At 31.3% G+C, this 20,952-nt stretch carries 18 protein-coding genes; 11 read left to right on the forward strand and 7 right to left on the reverse strand.

Translation table 11 applies throughout. The annotated features are described in order from the left end of the window. The first annotated feature begins 1 nt into the window (after position 1). Positions 2-856, forward strand: a complete 855-nt coding sequence (locus WNY60_RS02580; RefSeq protein WP_342861424.1) for a substrate-binding domain-containing protein — start codon at positions 2-4, stop codon at positions 854-856. Positions 857-1,033: 177 nt separating this feature from the next. On the opposite strand, the gene ung is transcribed toward WNY60_RS02580, so the two are convergent. Next, positions 1,034-1,699 carry a uracil-DNA glycosylase gene (gene ung, locus WNY60_RS02585; RefSeq protein WP_342861425.1) on the reverse strand — a complete coding sequence of 222 codons (666 nt, stop codon included), beginning with the start codon at positions 1,697-1,699 and terminating at the stop codon, positions 1,034-1,036. A 184-nt stretch (positions 1,700-1,883) separates the two neighbouring features. Here ung and WNY60_RS02590 point away from each other — a divergent pair, with 184 nt between their 5' ends. The 7 genes from WNY60_RS02590 (at position 1,884) to WNY60_RS02620 (ending at position 10,374) form a co-directional block, all read left to right on the forward strand. Beyond that, the gene (locus WNY60_RS02590; protein ID WP_145001650.1) at positions 1,884-3,377 is read left to right on the forward strand and encodes a YfcC family protein; all 1,494 of its coding nucleotides are present in this window, start codon (positions 1,884-1,886) and stop codon (positions 3,375-3,377) included. A gap of 126 nt (positions 3,378-3,503) precedes the next feature. Beyond that, entirely contained in the window at positions 3,504-4,103 is a 600-nt protein-coding gene (locus WNY60_RS02595; RefSeq protein WP_191098633.1) for a SatD family protein, read from the forward strand. Further along, positions 4,100-4,810 (forward strand): DUF3307 domain-containing protein, encoded by a 711-nt coding sequence (locus WNY60_RS02600; RefSeq protein WP_342861430.1) that lies wholly within the window; start codon positions 4,100-4,102, stop codon positions 4,808-4,810. The genes WNY60_RS02595 and WNY60_RS02600 overlap by 4 nt, the downstream gene beginning before the upstream one ends. 352 nt (positions 4,811-5,162) lie before the next feature. Further along, positions 5,163-6,947, forward strand: a complete 1,785-nt coding sequence (locus WNY60_RS02605; protein ID WP_342861432.1) for a DUF6119 family protein — start codon at positions 5,163-5,165, stop codon at positions 6,945-6,947. A gap of 201 nt (positions 6,948-7,148) precedes the next feature. Then, entirely contained in the window at positions 7,149-7,382 is a 234-nt protein-coding gene (locus WNY60_RS02610; protein ID WP_099569299.1) for a hypothetical protein, read from the forward strand. A 26-nt stretch (positions 7,383-7,408) separates the two neighbouring features. Beyond that, entirely contained in the window at positions 7,409-7,783 is a 375-nt protein-coding gene (locus tag WNY60_RS02615) for a hypothetical protein (RefSeq protein ID WP_342861435.1), read from the forward strand. Positions 7,784-8,199: 416 nt separating this feature from the next. After that, positions 8,200-10,374 carry a DNA mismatch repair protein MutS gene (locus tag WNY60_RS02620; RefSeq protein ID WP_292945639.1) on the forward strand — a complete coding sequence of 725 codons (2,175 nt, stop codon included), beginning with the start codon at positions 8,200-8,202 and terminating at the stop codon, positions 10,372-10,374. A gap of 319 nt (positions 10,375-10,693) precedes the next feature. On the opposite strand, the gene WNY60_RS02625 is transcribed toward WNY60_RS02620, so the two are convergent. Further along, entirely contained in the window at positions 10,694-11,152 is a 459-nt protein-coding gene (locus tag WNY60_RS02625; RefSeq protein WP_339807702.1) for an Mpo1-like protein, read from the reverse strand. Positions 11,153-11,192: 40 nt separating this feature from the next. On the opposite strand from WNY60_RS02625, the gene WNY60_RS02630 reads away from it, so the two are divergent. After that, the gene (locus WNY60_RS02630; RefSeq protein WP_342861436.1) at positions 11,193-11,609 is read left to right on the forward strand and encodes a DCC1-like thiol-disulfide oxidoreductase family protein; all 417 of its coding nucleotides are present in this window, start codon (positions 11,193-11,195) and stop codon (positions 11,607-11,609) included. 282 nt (positions 11,610-11,891) lie between these two features. On the opposite strand, the gene WNY60_RS02635 is transcribed toward WNY60_RS02630, so the two are convergent. The 4 genes from WNY60_RS02635 to aroC are packed head-to-tail and all read right to left on the reverse strand — an operon-like array spanning position 11,892 to position 16,139. Then, a complete protein-coding gene (locus WNY60_RS02635) occupies positions 11,892-13,046 on the reverse strand; it encodes a rhodanese-like domain-containing protein (RefSeq protein ID WP_342861438.1) in 1,155 nt (384 codons plus the stop codon). A 54-nt stretch (positions 13,047-13,100) separates the two neighbouring features. Then, the gene (locus WNY60_RS02640; RefSeq protein ID WP_145001639.1) at positions 13,101-14,423 is read right to left on the reverse strand and encodes a dicarboxylate/amino acid:cation symporter; all 1,323 of its coding nucleotides are present in this window, start codon (positions 14,421-14,423) and stop codon (positions 13,101-13,103) included. 37 nt (positions 14,424-14,460) lie between these two features. Continuing rightward, positions 14,461-15,039 carry a hypothetical protein gene (locus tag WNY60_RS02645; protein WP_342861440.1) on the reverse strand — a complete coding sequence of 193 codons (579 nt, stop codon included), beginning with the start codon at positions 15,037-15,039 and terminating at the stop codon, positions 14,461-14,463. Between the two features lie 38 nt (positions 15,040-15,077). Further along, positions 15,078-16,139 (reverse strand): chorismate synthase, encoded by a 1,062-nt coding sequence (gene aroC / locus WNY60_RS02650; RefSeq protein ID WP_145001637.1) that lies wholly within the window; start codon positions 16,137-16,139, stop codon positions 15,078-15,080. A 182-nt stretch (positions 16,140-16,321) separates the two neighbouring features. On the opposite strand from aroC, the gene WNY60_RS02655 reads away from it, so the two are divergent. Next, on the forward strand, positions 16,322-17,167 hold the full coding sequence (locus WNY60_RS02655) for a UDP-2,3-diacylglucosamine diphosphatase (protein ID WP_145001636.1): 846 nt from the start codon (positions 16,322-16,324) through the stop codon (positions 17,165-17,167). A gap of 56 nt (positions 17,168-17,223) precedes the next feature. Further along, positions 17,224-18,063, forward strand: a complete 840-nt coding sequence (locus WNY60_RS02660) for a hypothetical protein (RefSeq protein WP_342861441.1) — start codon at positions 17,224-17,226, stop codon at positions 18,061-18,063. Here the strand turns inward: WNY60_RS02660 and WNY60_RS02665 are convergent, their stop codons facing one another. Then, positions 18,064-20,952 carry an FAD-linked oxidase C-terminal domain-containing protein gene (locus tag WNY60_RS02665; protein ID WP_342861442.1) on the reverse strand — a complete coding sequence of 963 codons (2,889 nt, stop codon included), beginning with the start codon at positions 20,950-20,952 and terminating at the stop codon, positions 18,064-18,066. It lies immediately after the preceding gene.

A 20,952-nucleotide genomic window follows, 5' to 3' on the forward strand; every position in this document is an offset into this window, starting at 1 on the left:
GATGAAACAAATTAATATTGGTGGTGTACCAGAACATTTTAATCTAGCTTGGTATTTAGGTTTAAAAAATGGCGAATTTAAAGAGCAAGATATCAACTTACGTTGGAAAGACTATTTTGGAGGTACTGGAGCCATGTGTAAAGGCTTAAGAGATGGTGACATTGATATGGCAGTAATCCTAACAGAAGGGATTATTAAAGATATTATTGATGGTAATAAGTCTAAAATTGTACAAGTTTTTGTAAAAACACCATTAATATGGGGAATTCATGTTGCTGCAAACTCTGACTATAATAAGATTGAAGATTTAAAAGGAACCAAAGCTGCTATAAGCAGATATGGTTCTGGATCGCATTTAATGGCATACATTAATGCAGAAAATAACGGTTGGGATTTAGAAAAAGATTTAGATTTTGAAGTTATAAAAAACCTTGAAGGTGCTGTTGAGGGACTAACCCAAGGTAAAGCAGATTACTTTATGTGGGAAAAATTTACCACAAAACCATTAGTAGATAATGGTACATTTAGACGTGTTGACAACTGTCCTTCACCTTGGCCTTGTTTTGTTATAGCTGTTAGAGAAGAATTTTTGAAAACCAATAAAGACGATGTGAAGGCTATTTTAGACATTGTTAATGCTACAACCCAAGAGTTTAAAGATATACCAAGTATTGATCGTATGATTGCAAACCGCTACGAGCAGGAATTGGAAGACGTGCAAGAATGGTTAGGCTTAACAGAATGGTCGCAAGAAAATATTTCTAAAAAAACAGTACTAAAAGTACAAGACGAATTGTTTGCATTAAATATTATTCCTGAAAAATGGAAGTATGAAGATTTAGTCGCAGATGTATAAATTATAAAAACGCCTCATTTAAAATGAGGCATTTTTATTTATACTTTATCTCAAAGACATTAGCACAATCTTATACAGCTCCTCACTTTAGCCAAAGAGAGGTGGTTTTATGAAATAAAATCGGAGTGTTTGACATACAACGCGAAGCAGTTTCAAAAAACTACAACAATTATAAATCTACCAATTTATCAAATCTAATCCATCAGATATTAACAAACTGTTAGTCTGACTAAAATGTTTATTTCCAAACCAATATCCACGATTAGCGCTTAATGGTGAAGGGTGTCCAGAGGTTAATATATGATGTTTTGTAGCATCTATTAACTTCGCTTTTTTCTTAGCAAATCCTCCCCAAAGTAAAAACACAACATTTTCTTTTTGCTTGCTAATAGTTTTTATTACAGCATCTGTAAAGGTTTCCCAACCTTTGTTTTGATGGCTACCTGCTTCATGTGCTCTGACGGTTAATGTGGCATTTAGCAAAAACACGCCTTGTTTAGCCCAAGGCTCTAAATTTCCGCTTGACGGATAAGGTTTACCTAAATCTATTTCAATTTCTTTAAAAATGTTTACTAAAGATGGTGGATGTTTTACATCATCTTTAACACTAAACGACAATCCGTTAGCTTGGTTGTAATTGTGGTAAGGATCCTGACCAATAATAACGACTTTTAAAGCCTTTAAAGTACAGGTGTTAAAAGCATTAAATATTAAATCTTCTGGTGGAAAACAAGTTTCAGTTTTATATTGATTGTCTACAAATTGAGTTAAATCTTTAAAATAAGGTTTATCAAATTCGGTTTGTAAATAATTTTTCCAACTTTCATGGATAGCGACGTTCATATGTTGTTTATTTTTGTAGCGTTGACTTGTAATAGTATGCTAAAAATAATACTATCTTTAATAACACTAAACCAATATTCAAAATATTAAATAACCATTTAAAGCTTAACTTTTAGTAATCTTAAAAACTGTTTTAATTTATTTGAAATAGTGTTTGATTTTCAAAAAGTTGAATAAATAATACATGAAAACACTTAAATTTCCTTCTGCACAAACCATTTTACTAATTATTGCAGGATTAGTAACGCTATTAACTTGGTTAGTTCCTGCTGGTAAATACCAAACCTTGGGTTACGATAAAACATCTAATCAGTTTACTAGAGTTAGTACAGAGCAATCTGTTACCTTACCTGCTACTCAGGAAACGTTGGAGACTTTAAATATTAAAATTCCGTTAGAAAAATTTACAAATGGTGACATTTATAAACCTATTAATATTCCAAATACCTACCAACAGCTGGAAGCCAAACCACAAAGTTTTTACGACTTTGTAAAATCGCCAGTTAAGGGTATTATTGAGGCTTCAGACATTATTTTTCTAGTTTTAATTATTGGAGGATTAATTGGTATTATTAATAGTACAGGAGCTTTTGATGCTGGTATTGGATGGTTGGCAAATGCTTTAAAAGGTCGCGAGTTTATCCTTATTATATTAGTTACTGTTTTGGTAGCTGCTGGCGGAACAACGTTTGGTTTTGCTGAAGAGACTATTGCCTTCTTCCCTATTCTAATTCCTGTGTTTTTAGCAGCAAAATATGATGCTATGGTTGGTATTGCTTGTATCTTTTTAGGAAGCTCGATTGGTACCATGTGCTCAACAATTAATCCGTTTAGTACTATTATTGCTAGTGATTCGGCTGGAATTAGTTGGACCACAGGATTATGGATTCGTCTTTTTATGTTGTTTGCCTGTCTGACTATTGCTTTAATTTATATTATTAGATATGGTAAACGTGTACAAAAAGACCCTACAAAATCTATTATTTATGACCAACAACAGCAAATTGCTGCCTTATTTACACAAAATAACTCAAAAACGGTAGCCTTTACTACTAGATTAAGATTATCCTTAATTGTATTTGCGCTTTGCTTTATAATCATGATTTATGGTGTTGTTGCTTTAGAGTGGTGGTTTGTGGAAATGACTTCTACGTTTTTAGTGGGATCTATCATAATTGGTATTATTGCTAAGATTAAAGAAACCGATTTTATAGACACCTTTGTAAAAGGTGCAGGAGATTTATTAGGTGTTGCCTTAATTATTGGTATTGCACGTGGTGTAACCGTTATTATGGCAGATGGCTTAATTAGTGACACCTTATTACATTATGCTAGCGGAATGACACAAGGTATGAATAAAGGTGTTTTTGCTAGTGCCTTAACTGCTATTTATGCAGGTTTATCCTTTTTTATTCCAAGTAGTTCTGGTATGGCTGTACTAACTATGCCAATCATGTCGCCTTTAGCAGATAGTGTTGGTATTGGTAGAGAGATTGTGGTTAATGCCTACCAATTTGGTATGGGATTATTTTATTTTATTAACCCAACAGGTTTAATTTTAGCCTCATTAGCTGTGGTTAAAGTAGGATTTAATAAATGGCTAAAATTTATAATGCCATTATTTATCATCCTAATTATCTTTACTTTAGTAGTCATGACAGTGACTAGCTACATGTAATCGCTTTAATAATCAGATATAATTAATTATCTGTTTTAAAGCAGATATTTTAAATTATCGTATTATAAGCAGATATATTTGTATATCGTCTTAAAAACAGATATCTTTATAAAAAATAGTAGTACTATGATTGCAGTTTTAACAGGAGATATTATAAATTCTAGACAAGGTAATGTCTTGCAATGGTTGGATACTTTAAAAAAAACGCTTAATCAATATGGTCAAGAGCCACACGATTGGGAAATTTTTAGAGGAGACAGTTTTCAATTAATCACCACACCACAAGTTGCATTATTAGCTGCTATACATATAAAAGCAGCCATTAAAGAAAGTAAATTATACGATGTCAGAATCGCAATTGGTTTAGGACAACAAACCCATAAGGCTAAAAAAATAGCCGAATCCAATGGTCCTGCTTACGTTAACTCTGGTTTAGCTTTTGAAAACCTAAAAAAGCAAACACTAGCCATAAACGCAAATCAACCAGATTGGGACCAACCATTAAACATTATGCTAAATCTAGCCTTATTAACCGCAAATAACTGGAGCAGCACAGTTGCCAATGTTATTGTAACGGTTTTGGAGCATCCTACAAAAAACCAAAAAGAAATAGCTACACTATTAGGCAAATCCCAAAGTAATATCAGCGAAGCCTTAAAACGTGGTGGCTATGATGAGGTCATGCAACTAAACACCTACTACCAACAACAATTACAAAAATTATGATGTTATTAGTCCTAAAATTAGTCCTAGCACACGCAATTGGCGATTTTGTCCTGCAACCAGACCAATGGGTAAAAGACAAAACCATAAAAAAGCACAAGTCCAAATACCTATATTTTCATGTGCTAATCCACGCCTTAGCATTACTAATTTTACTACAATTTAATGCCAACTATTGGATAGGAATAGTCAGCATAGTCGTCTCTCATTACATAATAGATGTCATCAAACTTAATCTAACAAAAAAAATAAACCCAAGACTACTATTTATATTAGATCAAATAGCACACCTAATAGTCATTGCAATAGTCGCATTAAGTTACACGCAATACAGCTTTGACATCAACACATTATACTCTAAAAACGTTTTAGCATTACTACTATCCTTAATAGCTATAACTAGTATCGCATCCGTAATCATGCGCTTAGTCATGAGCAAATGGATCCTAGACGAGGACGATGCAAACGACTCTTTAGAAAAAGCAGGAAAATACATTGGTATACTAGAGCGATTATTTGTGTTTGGCTTTATAATCATCAATCAATGGAGTGCTATAGGACTATTAATAGCAGCAAAATCCGTGTTTAGATTTGGCGATTTATCCAAAGCCAAAGACCGTAAATTAACCGAATATATTTTAATAGGTACACTACTTAGTTTTGGAATAGCTATAAGCGTTGGACTACTCTACAATTTTATAATAGCCTAACCACAAGTTAATAGTATAACGCTTTCGCGGAAATACAGCCATAAGCCACTTACCTACTACCGAAACTATAAAAACAAACCTAAACAGTTTACATTATAGCAACAGTAATAATCACTTTACAAAAAGCACAAACCCTTAGTTTGTGCTTTTTATGTTTATAACATTTAATATGATTACGGAATACCGTAAAAATACCACCAAAACTTAATCTAAATTTACAACACAACCGAAACTAAAAATACGTAGTTGTACGTATTGCGAGCTAAATTGGATACTTGTAGATTCGCTTTGATAAAAATCATTATAAAGTCATTTTAAATAAGTCTTTAATAATCAAATAAAACCAGATTAAATGAATAATATTTTTTTCGATAGTAAAGAATTTTCAGAAATTAAGATTTTCCAAATCGAAAAAACACATCACGACTTTAATAATATTAAAAATGACGAACAAATAATAAATTTTATTGTAGATAAGCATCGAAAGTTAGTAGAAGACACTAAATCAATAGGAAAAAGAATACCTAAAATAACTCAAGATGACGTAGATTATTATTCATATGTTTACAATGAAACTTTAAAAGATTCTTATTGGAAAAACTATTTACCCTCTTCAATAGCGAAAAACCATAGTTTTGATGTTCTCAGAATTTCATTTACTCTTTTTGCGTCAATTAAAGGTGATATATATGCTATAGTTGGTGGTGGTGGAATTCGAGTTATAACTAGGTATTTAAATCACCGTTTTGGATTAGAGTTTTACGAATATTTGACTATTCCTCAGGAAGACATAGTTATATCCCTTACAGCAAGAGGTATTTCTGGAACTCTTATGCAACAAAGTGGAATTTATAGAAATGGAAAAACACTATTGGATGCATTAAAGTTTACAGAGATTCCAATAAAAATAAACTTAGAGCTAAGAGAAGATTTAAAAAATAGCGCATTCAGTTTTATAAATTTTAACAATGATACAATATATGTTGAAATTGGCTCTTACTTCTATATAAAACATCGTATTGACTTTAAATCCTTACACCTACTCTTCATAGAAATAAATGAAATCCAAAGAAAGCATGAGCCTAAATCAATTTCAACTTTTTCAAAAGTAAAGGATAAAACAACTATAAAAAGCGAATATAAAAAGATCCTTTTGAGAGAACTGAGAGAAGATATGTTGAATAAGTTTAGTCCAGCTCGTACAGCTAATCCTTATAAATTTGATATTGACTTTATTCATCCATCAAAAATTCAAGAATTTTATGAATGTAATCGTTTCGAGTTAAAAGCAAAAGGAAGAAAGAAATCATTTTTTGAAACTTCCGATAGAAATGAGCTTTATACTCAATGTTTAAATTATATGTTCATTAATCTAGATAATCCAAATGATCAAAGAGAGTTTAATACGTTTTTATTAGGCGTTAGAGTTTATGGATTTAAGGATAAAGAAAAAAAATGGAAAACTCACGCAATGTTTTTGCATCATATAACTTGTGAAATAAAATATCAAGAAAAACCTGTTTTTCTTATTGACAGTAATTGGTACCAAGTAAAAGATGATTTCATTACTATTATTAATGATAGATGTATAAATCAAATAAATAAAAATATTCTTAAAGAATACTTTTTAAACATCACTTGGGATTCAAATTTAAAAGAAGGCGATTATAATTTGAAATACAAAGGAATGCCTAATTATCACGTTTTTGATAAAATGCTTCCTGACAACATTGAGTTTTGCGATATAATGTTTGAAGATAAAAACGCTATTTATTTAATTCATGTAAAGGATGGTTTTGATGCTAAAATCAGAGATGTAGCAAACCAAATAACAATTTCTGCAAATAGATTTTGGAATGATTTTAATTCGGGAAGTTCAACATATCTAGCATCAATTGTTGAAACCTATAATAAACACCATCCTATAAAAATTGATAAAGACAAGTTTATTAATAAGTTTAATCAAAACAAAGAAATTATTTATGTCATGGCTTATAAATCAAAAAAAGGCAAACTAACATTGGAGGATAGAATTAAGCAAAGTAAATCTAATATCGCTAAATACTCGCTAATTCAATGTGTACAAGACATGTCGTCACTTTATCCAATCAAAATATTTGACTTAGCAGATGTATAATTAACAATTGATTACAAGAACATTTTAATGATAATTTACTTGTAAAATTTACCAACTCAAAATTAAACCAAACTTAGCTTACAAATAACTAATGAACCTCTAAACAAGTATCAATTTAAATTTACTTAATTTAGCTACCTAACCAATTCAAGTTACCGTAAGCTAACCAAAAGCGCTATAATTTGCTCAATACAACAACCAATGATTATAGATCAAGAACAAATATTTAAAGACGTACTTTCTAAATTAGAAGGTAAAATTAACGAACAAAGTTTTTTTAATAAGTTCTTGGAGTTATACCCAGAAGTTTGGAAAAAACACAAAACAAACTATTCAAAATTTAACCGAAGTAAACAATTTGGACAAACCATTCCGTTACCAAAACCTGAAGTTTCTTTGCGTAAAGCCATTAGATTGTGGTTACAAAAACAGTAAACAGATAAAACCCAATTTCACTTAATATGCAAAAAATAATTTTTATAGTATTGTTTCTAATAACAACCAATTGTTTTAGTCAAGAGTTAAACTGTTCAGCATTTAAAAACGGAACATTTACTTACACAGATCCAGATTACGCAGACTTATTAACTATCAGGACAGGCTCGATACAAATAGATACTTACCCAAAACTAAATTTAGAAATGACTAGCACTGTGACTTGGCTTTCGGATTGTAAATATAAAATGGTTTACACTAAAGTTAACGATCCTAAAATGCAACCTATTATTGGTGTTAAATATGTTATTGAAATCATTGAGATTAACGACAATAAAATTATATGTCAAACTGACTCTGGAGACGTTATAATAAAACAAGAAATGATTAAGTTAAAATAGTGACCTGAAATAGCCAAAATGACCAAAAAAATATCCTTCAAAATCCGACAAAAACTAACCTGATAGTATTTACTTTATTATGGATGGTATCTGTAATTTTAATTACTTTAAGTGTAACAGACTTATTTACAGAAAGTGTTTTTCAAAAAAGATATATTCCTGTTTTTATTATAGTTTTAGCGTCATCTAGAATGGTAGCTAAACTGTATTATAATTATTTTAAAAATAAAAAGAACTAACCAATCGCAAGTTAAAGTGTTTCTTGTACTAGATATTTATTAATCAAATCTTAAAATGATAAACAACTATTTAAACTATAATTTAAAATCCCAACGCAATTCCGTAAATTTGTAATGCTAAAAAAAGAATAATTAACGCTTATTACCAGTTTTTCGTTGTCACGAAAAATAATATAGATGATAAACATTCACGAAAAGACATTACAAGATTTAGAGTTTTCTACCGTTTTAGAGCAAGTAAGCGAGTATTGCGTTACTGCTTTAGGTAACCAAAAAGCACTAAGTATTTTACCATATAAAGACAAAGAAACGCTACTTAACGCATTACAGTTAACTAACGAGTATCTATCGTCTTACTATAATGATAATCGCATTCCAAATCATGGTTTTGACACCATTACTAAAGAGTTGCAATTATTAAAAATAGAAAATACCTATTTAGAAACCCATAGTCTTAAAAAACTAATTTCTATATCCTTAACCGCTAACGATATTGTCAAATTTTTAAAAAAGTTTGACACCTATTATCCAGGTTTACACCAATTTAGCACACAAATAGAAGTTACTACTGCTATTATTGAAAAAGTGGATAGCGTTGTGGACCGTTTTGGAGATGTAAAGGACAATGCTTCGGTATTATTACAAAGCATCAGACAACAAATTAATAAGTTAAAAGGTAAAATTAACTCTAGCTTTACCTCTGCCTTAAACCAATATCACAACCTAGAATATTTAGATGATATTAGAGAGTCTGTGGTGGACAACAAGCGTGTGTTAGCTGTAAAAGCAATGTACAGACGTAAGGTTAAAGGTGCCATAATGGGTGGAAGTAAAACAGGAAGCATCGTTTATATCGAGCCTGAAACCACGTTACAACACACCAGAGAACTTAATAATTTAGAATACGAAGAAAGCGAAGAAGTCGTGCGTATCCTAAAAGAAGTGACCAATTACATTCGTCATTACTTACCGTTATTAGAGTTATATCAAACCTTTTTAACCGAAATGGATGTGATTTCCGCGAAAGCGAAATATGCTAAATCCATGAACGCTATTTTACCAGAAATCAGCGAAGACAGAGCGTTATACTTGCGTGATGCCTACCATCCACTACTCTATTTAAACAATTTAGAGAAAAAAGAAAAAACGTTTCCGCAAACCATTGGACTTAAAGAAGACAGTCGCATTATTGTGATTTCGGGTCCAAATGCTGGTGGTAAATCCATTACATTAAAAACCGTTGGTTTGCTGCAAGTCATGTTGCAATCCGGTTTTTTAATTCCTGTGCATGAGCGTAGCAAAGCCTTTTTATTTGATCGTATTGTTAGCGATATTGGAGATAATCAATCCATCGAGAATCATTTAAGTACCTATAGCTACCGTTTAAAACAGATGAATTATTTCTTGAAGAAAATTAACAAGAATACGCTGTTTTTAATTGACGAATTTGGTACTGGATCTGATCCAGAATTAGGAGGTGCTTTAGCTGAAACTTTTTTGGAAGAATTTTATGCTAGAAAAGCCTACGGAATTATTACCACACATTACGCTAACCTAAAAATGTTGGCTAATGAAAAGGACGAAATGATTAACGCTAACATGATGTTTGACGAGCGTACCTTGGAACCAATGTACAAATTAGCATTAGGTCAAGCAGGTAGTAGTTTTACGTTTGAAGTCGCACAAAAAAATGGAATTCCGTATAGCTTAATTAATCGTTCTAAAAAGAAGATTGAACGCAGTAAAGTCCGCTTTGATGCAACGATAGCTAAGCTGCAAAAACAACGTGCTAAGCTTGAAAAAACAAGCGAATCGCTAAAGGTTAATGAAAAGAAAAAACAATCTGAAGCTGATAAATTAGAAGAAATCAATGCTAAAGTTCAGAAAAAACTAGAAAACTATCAAGAGTTATATGACAGCAATCAACGACTGATTTATTTAGGTCAGAAAATGAATGATATTGCAGAGAAATTTTTTAACGATAAGAAGAAAAAAGAGTTAATGTCAGAGTTATTTAGATTAGTACAAATTGAAAACTCTAAACGAAAAAAAATAACTGCAAAACAAGCTAAAGCCGAAAAAGCTAAAGAGAAACAAGTTAAACAGGAAGCCGAAAAAACAGTAGAAGTCATCCGTAAAAAGAAGAAAGACGCTAAAGAAAAAGAAAAAAATAAACCTGTAGCACCAAAAGCAATCTTAAAAGTTGGTGATCGCGTTAGGATGAATGATGGTCGCGCTGTTGGTACTATTGATAAGTTTGAAAAAGGCAAAGCAATTGTGAACTACGGTATGTTTACCACTAACGTCAATGTTGATGTATTAGAGCTTGTTGAGGCTGTTAAAAAGAAATAATAGTATTATAACAATACACCACATCGTCACTTCAAGTGATTTGTGAGGTACGAGCAAATTGTATCGAGAAGCATATAAAATTAATAAAAGTAATAGTTCTCGATACACTCCTCCTACGTCGAAGCACTCGAACTGACGTGATGCGATTACTCAAATACTGCTAAGTACAACTAAAAACACACATCGTCACTTCGAGTGATTTGTGAGGCACGAGCAAATTGTATCGAGAAGTACATTAAAATAATAAAAGTAAAAGCTCTAGATATACTCCTCCTACGTCGAAGCACTTGAACTCATGTGTTGTGATTACTTAAATATACTACTTACCAAATAGTTTGTACATAACCCAAGCTGGTCCAACTAATAAAAACTGTAAATCATCAATAAAACTAGGTTTTTGACCTTCTACCTTATGACCATAAAATTGACCAATCCAAGCTATAATAAATAACGCTAAAGAGAAGTAAACTAAAGGAACATATTGCGCAATAACATAATTAAGTACAAGACAAAAAGCCGAAAACAATAACATTTGTATTCCAACCTTTACAGACAGTCTAAAATAAAATAACACCAAGGTTATAACTAATAAAACAAATGCCCAATTAGCAATGATAGGATGCGGTAAAATATTATTTAAAAATCCACTAGGTATAGACATAAACAAACCAACAACACTAAAAAATATAGCTGGCACACATATAAAATGTATAGAAATGTTTGTCGGATTTTGATGACTGACAGCATAACTATCAAACCATTGTTGTAAAGTTCTCATATAATTGATTTTTGTAAATATATTAATTTATTTTTGTGATATGCAAAATTTACCAAACGACAAATCGCTTATTCTTTTTGATGGTGTATGCAACCTTTGCAACACATCAATACAATTTGTTATAAAACACGATACAAAAAACAAGTATCTATTTGCTCCTTTACAAAGTAATATTGGTCAATCCATTATCCAGAAATATAACTTGGATACAAGCAAAACAGACTCTATACTACTCTATTCCAATACTAAAGGCTTAAAGGTAAAATCTACTGCTGCAATAGTAATAGCCACACACTTGGGATTTCCGATAAATATGTTAGGTGTTTTTTTTATAGTGCCTACATTTATTAGAAATTGGGTGTACGACTTTGTAGCTAAAAACCGTTATAGATGGTATGGCAAAAAAGAAGCTTGTATGATTCCTACTCCAGAATTAAAAGCTAAATTTTTAAATTAATAAGCTTTGACTCATCCAAAGTTATACTTCCCTCATTAAAAACACCTGTTTACTCAATTACAATTTTATAACACTAGCTAGTCTCTTAACTTTGAGTATGAGGTTGGTTATAGCCTCAAAACAGTTATGTTAACTCAAGCCTAACTTCTGTTAGTTAGGAATAGATTGCGTTTTAGTTTAAGGAATGTCTAACCTTAAATTAGCATAGTATTATACTTAGGACAAAAAAACTGTTTTGAGGCTTTTTAATTTTACCCTAAAGCTTAATCAAAAGTTGCTAAACTAAGCTTTTAGTATTTTTTTTAATAAATTATAAGCAGCTTTCTCCATTTGATCCATTTCACCATCTGCAAAAGCCATAAGTTTTATATCTGCAAATAGATCTGCAAAATCATTGCGATAATAATCATGAGTTTTAACTGCTTCAATTATATTTTGAATACTTTGATAGTCGTTATCTTCTTCAAATTTTTCGTGTACACGATTATAGACGTCTTTATTAACTCTAGAAAGAATATAATTTTTTTCTTTTTTAGTTTCGTCTAAATCTGAATGTGCTATAAATATTAAAATATAGGCTAGCAATTCGTCCTTAGTCCATGTATTAGGTTGTTTCATTATTGAAGATTTTAAAGTTCCGTATTCTGTCCACGATCCATCGTAAACACTATTATTATAACCTATAATTGTTGCTGCTAAGCTTAAAACAGATGCTGTAATACCAGAGCCACAACTAAATACTATGTGTTGATTCTGCTTTAAAATAGTTTCAAAAATCAGACGCAACTCATCTATAGACTTAAGCTTGTAACCCTCTAAAATAGCATCGTGCGGTAAATTTATCGAGTTTGGTATTGTGCCAGATCGTAAACCTGCTCTAGGTTCTTTTACTTTACTAGTAAATCTATCATTTGATCTAGCATCAATAATTGTAAAATCTGGATCTTTACTAATAGCTTCAATCGACTCAAAGTATACTACATTATTTGGGTTGTATTTAGTTGTAAAATTGCCAGATTTAAAATCTGTTTCATATTTATTTTCTGTAGCATAACCGCTAGCTTCCCATTCTGGCAAACCACCATCTAAAACCGCTACATTATTATGTCCAAACGTTTTAAAAAGCCACCAAGCTCTTGGACTAGAATAGATGCCTAAAGCGTCATAAACCACAATAAAACTAGTATTATTAATTCCAAGTTTTTGGGCTTCTGTTTCAAATTGTATCTCTGAGGGTATTGTATTAGGAAATGTTGCTTTAACATCACTAAAAGCGTTTTTTATATCAAAAAAACGGGCTTTTGGAATATACTTTTGATTCGGTTTTAAAGACTGACTTCCTACTTTTGGTATAGACGCATCCAATACGATTAGCTGGTCATGATTAATGTTAGCCTTCAACCAATCTACCGAAACAATAGTATCAAATCCATCCATAATTACTTTTTTATTTATATGTATTAAACGATTAAGCGTATTAAAATTAGTAGTTTATTTTACATTTTCATAATTATCATCCCATTCTTTAGCCTTAGGATTATCATGTAATTTACCTAAGGACTTAGCTACTAACATAGATACAGTCGCATCTCCTGTTACATTAACTACCGTTCTGCACATATCTAATGGTCTGTCAACCGCAAATATTAAGGCTAACCCAATAGGTAGTAATTCTGCAGGAAATCCTATAGCTTCTAATACAATAACTAACATAACCATACCAGCACTTGGTACTGCAGCACTACCAATAGAAGCTAATAAAGCGGTACCTACAATAACTAATTGATTTGTAAAAGTTAGTCCTTCAGGCCAAATAACTTGCATAATAAATACAGCAGCAATACCTTGGTATAAACTTGTACCATCCATATTAACCGTTGCTCCTACTGGTAAAACAAATCCTGCGACTTCTTTATCAACACCTAAATGCTCCTCTACACGCTCCATAGTTACAGGTAATGTAGCAGCACTACTTGATGTAGAAAATGCTAATAATTGCGCTGGACTAAATTGTTTTAAAAACCATAAAGGTGATTTTTTAGTAACTACTTTGACTAGCATTAGGTAGAAGCAAATCATTAAAAATAAACCAAATACTACGCATGCAGCATAACCCAATAGTTTAACCAATATGGTGGTATCATCAAATGCGATAATTACATTTGCCATTAGTGCAAATACTGCATAAGGAGCAAACAACATAATTAAATCTACCATTTTCATAACCACTTCATTTAAAGAATCAAAGAAATCAATTAATGGTTTGGCTTTTTTCTCCGGAATTAATAGTAAGCATATACCCACAAATAAAGCAAAGAATATAACTTGTAACATCGCTGGCTCAGCAAATGAATTAAATATATTACTAGGAAAAATATCTACTAATGGTTGTAATGGACCAGCTTCTTTAGTCACTTTGGCTTTACCTATCATTACATCTGCATTACCTTGGTATGCTGTTTTGATGTTCTCGATTGTGTCTTGAGGCATTCCTTCGCCTGGCTTAATAATATTAACTATACTTAAACCAATAACTATAGCTATAACAGTTGTCCCAATATAAATACCTATGGTACGTAAGCCCATAGATTTAATTTTAGAAATATCTTTTAGGTCAGAAATTCCTTTTATTAGTGACGCTAATATTAACGGAACAGCAATCAATTTTAATAAATTAATAAAAATAGTTCCAAAAGGTGCTATCCAATCTCCAACAAAACCTCTACCTCCATCAACGCTATTCATTAAAAATCCAAAAATGATACCTAATATCATTCCTATTATAATTTTCCAGTGTAATGCAAGTTTTTTCATATCTTTTGGTAGTTGTTCCTTTTAAAAAGTACTTTTTTTAAGTTATTAAATTAGTTTTTCTTCCTATTGTTTTATGTCTCCAAACTTCGTAAAGATGACACGTTGTATGTTCTTGATTTGGATTGTTTAATGGTAATTGTGTTTGTATTGTTTTTGCTTTATCATAGTCCGTTATTAAACCATAATCATTTAAATCTGAAGGTAAAAATGTAGCATCAAAACCTCCTGCATTTGATAAAGCACTAGTATCTCCTGTAACGTCAATTAAGTCATAGCCTACAAAATCAAAATGTGTTGTTAAGTTAGCTTTTTCACTATTAGGTTGTTTGATTATTGCTAACAAATTAAAATATTGCAACTCTTTTACTTTTTCAAGCACATAGTTTAAATCATTAAAATAAAACATGACCATGCCTTGATGTGTAATAATATGATCCCAATCCTTTACCGAATCTAAATCAGGCATAAAAGACAACCTATTTAAGTTACCATCTAAAGATACTAATTCTGTTAGATGTGTCAAATCAGAATAAACCATAAAATCTACCCAACTAAATCCCGTTTTACTTTCGGGATCAAAGGTATTTAAAGCAGTATAATAAATTTGAGGGTCCATTTAAATATTATAAACTAAGTTATTAGACTTTATTTTATTTAAGAATACGTCTTATTGATCAATAAATAATCCGCTAATACTAAAGCTGCCATAGCTTCCACAATAGGTACAGCTCTTGGTACCACACAAGGATCATGTCTTCCTTTTCCTTGCATTTCTACTATTTCACCATCTCTATTAATGGTTTCATATTTTTGTATTAAAGTAGCCACAGGTTTAAATGCAACTCTAAAATAAATATCCATTCCGTTACTAATACCACCTTGTATACCTCCAGATAGGTTAGTTTTTGTACTTCCGTCAATATTAAATAAGTCATTATGCTCGCTACCTTTCATTTTAGCACCACAAAATCCACTACCAAATTCAAAACCTTTAACAGCATTAATGGATAACATTGCTTTACCTAATTCGGCATGCAGTTTATCAAAAACAGGTTCGCCTAAACCTATTGGTACATTTTGAAGCACACAAGTTACTGTACCTCCAATGGTATCACCTTCTTTACGGATTTGTTTAATACGTGTAATCATTTTTTCAGCTATAGCTGAATCTGGACAACGCACAGCATTGCTTTCAATTTTAGTGAAATCTAAATCTTGATACGGTTTGTCTATAAATATGTCTCCAACTGAAGACGTAAAAGCATTAATTTTTACATTTTTTAAAACTTGCTTAGCAATTGCGCCTGCAACGACACGACTAGCAGTTTCTCTGGCAGAACTACGACCTCCTCCTCTATAATCTCTTAAACCATATTTTTTTTCGTAGACATAATCTGCGTGACTTGGCCTATAACTATCTTTGATGTGTGAATAGTCATGAGATTTTTGATTAGAATTTTCGATAATAAATCCAATTGGCGTACCTGTTGTAACGCCTTCAAAAATTCCTGACAAAAATTTAACTTCATCTGGCTCTTTACGCTGAGTTACAATAGCAGACTGACCTGGTTTACGTCTATTCATTTCCATTTGGATAGCCTCCAAATCTATTTCAATTCCTGGAGGACATCCATCAATAATTCCTCCAATAGCTACACCATGAGATTCTCCAAAAGTGGTGAGTTTAAATAAGTTTCCGAAGCTATTACCTGCCATAAATAATTTAATTTACGCTAATGTAATCATAAATAATAGTCAAACAAAACCAATATAATTTCAACTTATAAAAATTGGTAATGATATCTTAACAATTAGCTTATAATTAGATAATTATGCAATAATGTTAGATTAACACTACAGTTTGATATTTGCATTAGTAATCAAGAAACTAAACCGTATTGAAATTAAAAAGAAAAGTTGAAGTTGTAGTCATATCAGATGTCCATTTAGGTACTTATGGTTGTCATGCTAAACAATTGTTGACTTACTTAAGTAGCGTTGATCCTAAACATTTAATACTAAATGGTGATATTATAGATATTTGGCAGTTTAGCAAACGTTATTTTCCTAAATCACACATGCAAGTTATAAAAAAGATAGTCTCTTTAGCTGCAAAAGGTACCAAAGTGACTTATATAACTGGTAATCATGATGAAATGCTGAGAAAATTTACAGACTCAGAGATTGGAAATATATCCATTGTTAACAAATTGGTACTAGAATTAGACGGTAAAAAAGCATGGTTTTTTCATGGTGATGTTTTTGATGCGTCCATACAAAGTGCCAAATGGTTAGCTAAATTAGGCGCTTACGGTTATGACCTTTTAATATTAATTAATAAAGTCTTTAATTGGATATTGGTAACTTTAGGTAAAGAACGTTATTCGTTATCTAAAAAAATAAAAAGTAGTGTCAAAGGTGCTGTACGCTTTATTAGTAATTTTGAAAAAACAGCGACAGACTTAGCCATAGAAAATGGGTATGATTACGTTATTTGTGGTCATATCCACCAACCAAAAAATGAAATAGTTGAAACTAAAAAAGGCACCACAAACTATTTAAACTCTGGAGATTGGGTAGAAAATTTTACAGCTTTGGAGTATCAATTTAAACGTTGGAAATTATATAGATATAGTGAGGATAAATTATCTGCTTTTTTTGCTGATGAAGACATTAAAGAGATGTCAGAGCAAGAATTGATTGCAGCTATAACTATTATGAAGCCTTTTAAAACATCTAAATAAGCGTTAATTTTGGTGTTTGTTATAGTTTGTGTTAATTTGTTAAAAATTACAGACCTATGACTTTTTCTAAATTTACATCTTTAATAATTTTAAGTATTATTTTAGTTGGCTGCTCTAGCGACTCTACCGATGATAGTCCTGCAACGTCACAACAACAATTTGAAGGCGATTTTTTTCCTTTAAACACATTAAATTCTTGGAATTATAATGTTGTAAATACCGACAATAATACTGGCTTAGACACACCAAGTGAAGATGAATTAATGGTTGAAAGCCAATCCTCAAACGGTTACACATTATCTGTTAACCAAGGCGGAATCGCTAACGGAACCATGAGTGGTATATTGACTAGTGGCGAATTATCTAGAACCCAAACGACTTTAGCTGCTAACGGAACGGTAGCTTTACCTATTGATGGTTTTGATTTTCAAATTGAACTTGACAATGCATTATTATACAATACACAAGCAAATAACGGAACGCAATTATCTATACAAACTGGATCCTTTACACAAGATTTAGAAGGGTATCCTGTTACCATAAATTACACTTTAAAAAGTAAACAATTACAAAACTTAAATAGCCTAGATGTAAATGGTGTAACCTATAATACAGTGACGTCTTCTAATATTAGTTTAGAGTTATCTGTAACCACTGAAGTTACCATTTTAGTAGCTCAAACCATTTCAATTTTAGACACTCAACAAGTACTATCTGTTAATAGTTTTTATGCTGAAAATGTAGGTTTAATTAAAGCAGAAGCTAATACTAATTATCAGCTAAATACTGAAACTGCCGCATTATTAAATCAATTAGGTGCAGATTTAGGCGCTTTACAAACCTCACTTTCTATTACTAATACACAAGTTTTATCGGATTATAATGTATCAGAATAACTATAGCAAAGCCTTTTTTAATATAGTAACTGGATGGTATGCAACGCGTTGTGTACCATCTTTTATTTGATGCCTACAACTTGTACCATTAGCGCTAATTATAGTAGTTTCAGGTGCTTTTCTTACAGCAGGAAATAATGTTTGTTCACCTACTTGCATACTTATCTCATAATGCTCTTTTTCGTAACCAAAACTACCAGCCATACCACAGCAACCACTAGGTATTATGGTTACTTTATAATTTTTTGGAAGATTTAAAACATTAAAACTATGGATTTGGTTTGATTGTGCCTTTTGATGGCAATGACCATGAAATTTAATCACTTCTGCTTCGGATGTAAATTGATCTGAAGTAATGTTTCCAATAGCAATTTCGTTAGATAAAAAGGCTTCAATTAAAAATGTGTTTTTGGCTATTGCTTCCGCAGAAATTTTGTCCTCAACTAGTCTTGGATATTCATCTTTAAAAGTTAAAATCGCTGAAGGTTCAATACCTATTAAAGGCGAATTTTCAGTGATTATATTTTTGAATAAACTAACGTTTTTTTCGGCTACTTTTTTAGCCTGATCTAATAAGCCTTTAGATATAAAAGCACGTCCTGATTCCGCGTTACTGATTAGTTTAACATCATAGTTTAAAGCATATAATAGTTGAATAGCATCTTCACCAATGTTAGCATCTAATTGATTAGTAAACTCGTCATTAAACAAATAAACTGTTTTTGTTTTTTTATATACAAAATACTTGTTTTTAGATGATTGAAATGCACTACTTAAAGTATTACTTGACAATAAAGGTAAGCTTCTTTGTTTAGCAATTCCTAGACTTTTTTTAATTAATGATGCAGTAATCTTATTAGAAAACATAAAATTAGTAATGCCTTTTACTGGCCTACCAAATTGATTTAATTGATTATTAAATGCAAATAATTTAGTCCTAATTGAAACGCCATTTTCCTTTTGATATTGATACAAAAACTCTGCTTTTAAACTAGCTACATCTACACTACTTGGACACTCACTTGCACATGCTTTACAACTTAAACATAAATCAAAAACAGACTTTAATTCTGTGTGATTAAACTTATTTTTTTTATCAGAATTTGTTAAATATTCACGTAGTGCATTTGCTCTTGCTCTTGTTGTATCTTTTTCGTTTTTAGTTGCTCTGTAACTAGGACACATAGTACCACCAAACTCAGGTAGTTTTCTGCAATCACCAGAACCATTACATTTTTCTGCTTCTCTTAAAATACCTTCCGACTTAGAAAAATCTAAAAGAGTTGTAATTTCTAGCACCTCTTTATCTGGTTGGTATCTCAAGTTTTTATCCATAGGATAAGCATCCACAATCTTTCCTGGATTAAAAATATTGTTAGGATCAAAACTTGATTTTATCTCTCTTAATAATTGATAGTTATTACTACCAATCATAAGCTCAACAAACTCACCTCTAACAATACCATCACCATGCTCTCCACTAAAGGATCCATTATACTTTTTAACTAAATGCGCTACATCTGTTGTAATTTGCCTAAAAAGCTTAACGTCATCGGATTGTTTTAAATCTAAAATTGGACGCAAATGCAATTCTCCTGCTCCTGCATGTGCATAATAAACTGCTTTTTGATTGTAACTAGCCATTAAGGCTGAAAAATCTGCTATATAATTAGCTAAATCAGGTAATGCAACAGCAGTATCCTCTATACAAGCTACTGCTTTTTTATCACCAATCATATTACCCATTAAACCTAATCCAGCACTTCTTAAATTATTAGCCTTATCAATCTGGTCTTCTATTAATATAGGGTAAGCATAGCTTGCTGTATTTAATTTAGAAATATTAATTAAGTCATTAGCTTGTTGTTTTGCTTGCTCTAATGTTACTCCTCTAACCTCACACATAAGTATTGCTTCGGGATCACCTTTAATAAAAAACCGATTGTCTTGTTGCGTTTTATTATACTTGGTTAAATCTAAAATGGTTTTATCCATCATTTCGCAAGTATATAAATCATGCTCCATTACTGGTTGTACAGCATTTAAACACTCTTTAATAGAATTAAAATGCATAGCAACCATAATCCTATTTGCCAGAGGTAAATCGTCTAATTGTAATGTTATTTGCGTAGTAAAAGCTAAGGTACCTTCGCTTCCTGCAAGTAATTTACAAATATTAAACGTTTCATCTTTGACTAATTCATCAATTGCATAACCTGTATTACGTCTATGGATTTCTGGTTTTGGAAAGTGCTTTATTATTTCCGCTTTAGCGTTATCATTAAATAAATTACTTTGTAGTTGTCTATATATTTGACCTTCTAAAGTATCAAGTTTTAATTTTTCTTTGATATTAGCTTTAGTAAGCCCTTTAAAAGTAACTAAGCTACTATCACTTAACACCGTTTGTAACTCAAGCACTTTATCTCTGGTAACTCCATATTTTATTGATGTCGTACCTGACGAATTATTACCCACCATTCCACCAATCATGCAACGATTTGAGGTTGATGTATTTGGACCAAAAAATAATCCAAAAGGCTTTAGATAATTATTTAACTGGTCGCGAACCACTCCAGGTTGCACAGTTACTGTTTTGTTTTTTTTGTCAAAAGAAACAATAGCATTAAAATATTTGGATACATCTACTATTATACCTTCTCCAACACATTGTCCTGCTAAAGATGTACCTGCAGTCCTAGGTATTAATGCTGTTTTATTTTGTGTAGCAAACTGTATTAGCAATTTTAAATCGTCACTATTTTTGGGGTAAGCTACAGCTATAGGTAGCATTCTGTAAACCGAAGCGTCTGTAGCATAAATAGATTTGGTTAAATCATCATAAAACAAATCACCTAACAAGCTGTTTTTTAGACTCTTTAAATCCAT

Origin of the sequence: Olleya sp. AS48, assembly GCF_038900355.1 — a bacterium.
Classification (GTDB): domain Bacteria; phylum Bacteroidota; class Bacteroidia; order Flavobacteriales; family Flavobacteriaceae; genus Olleya.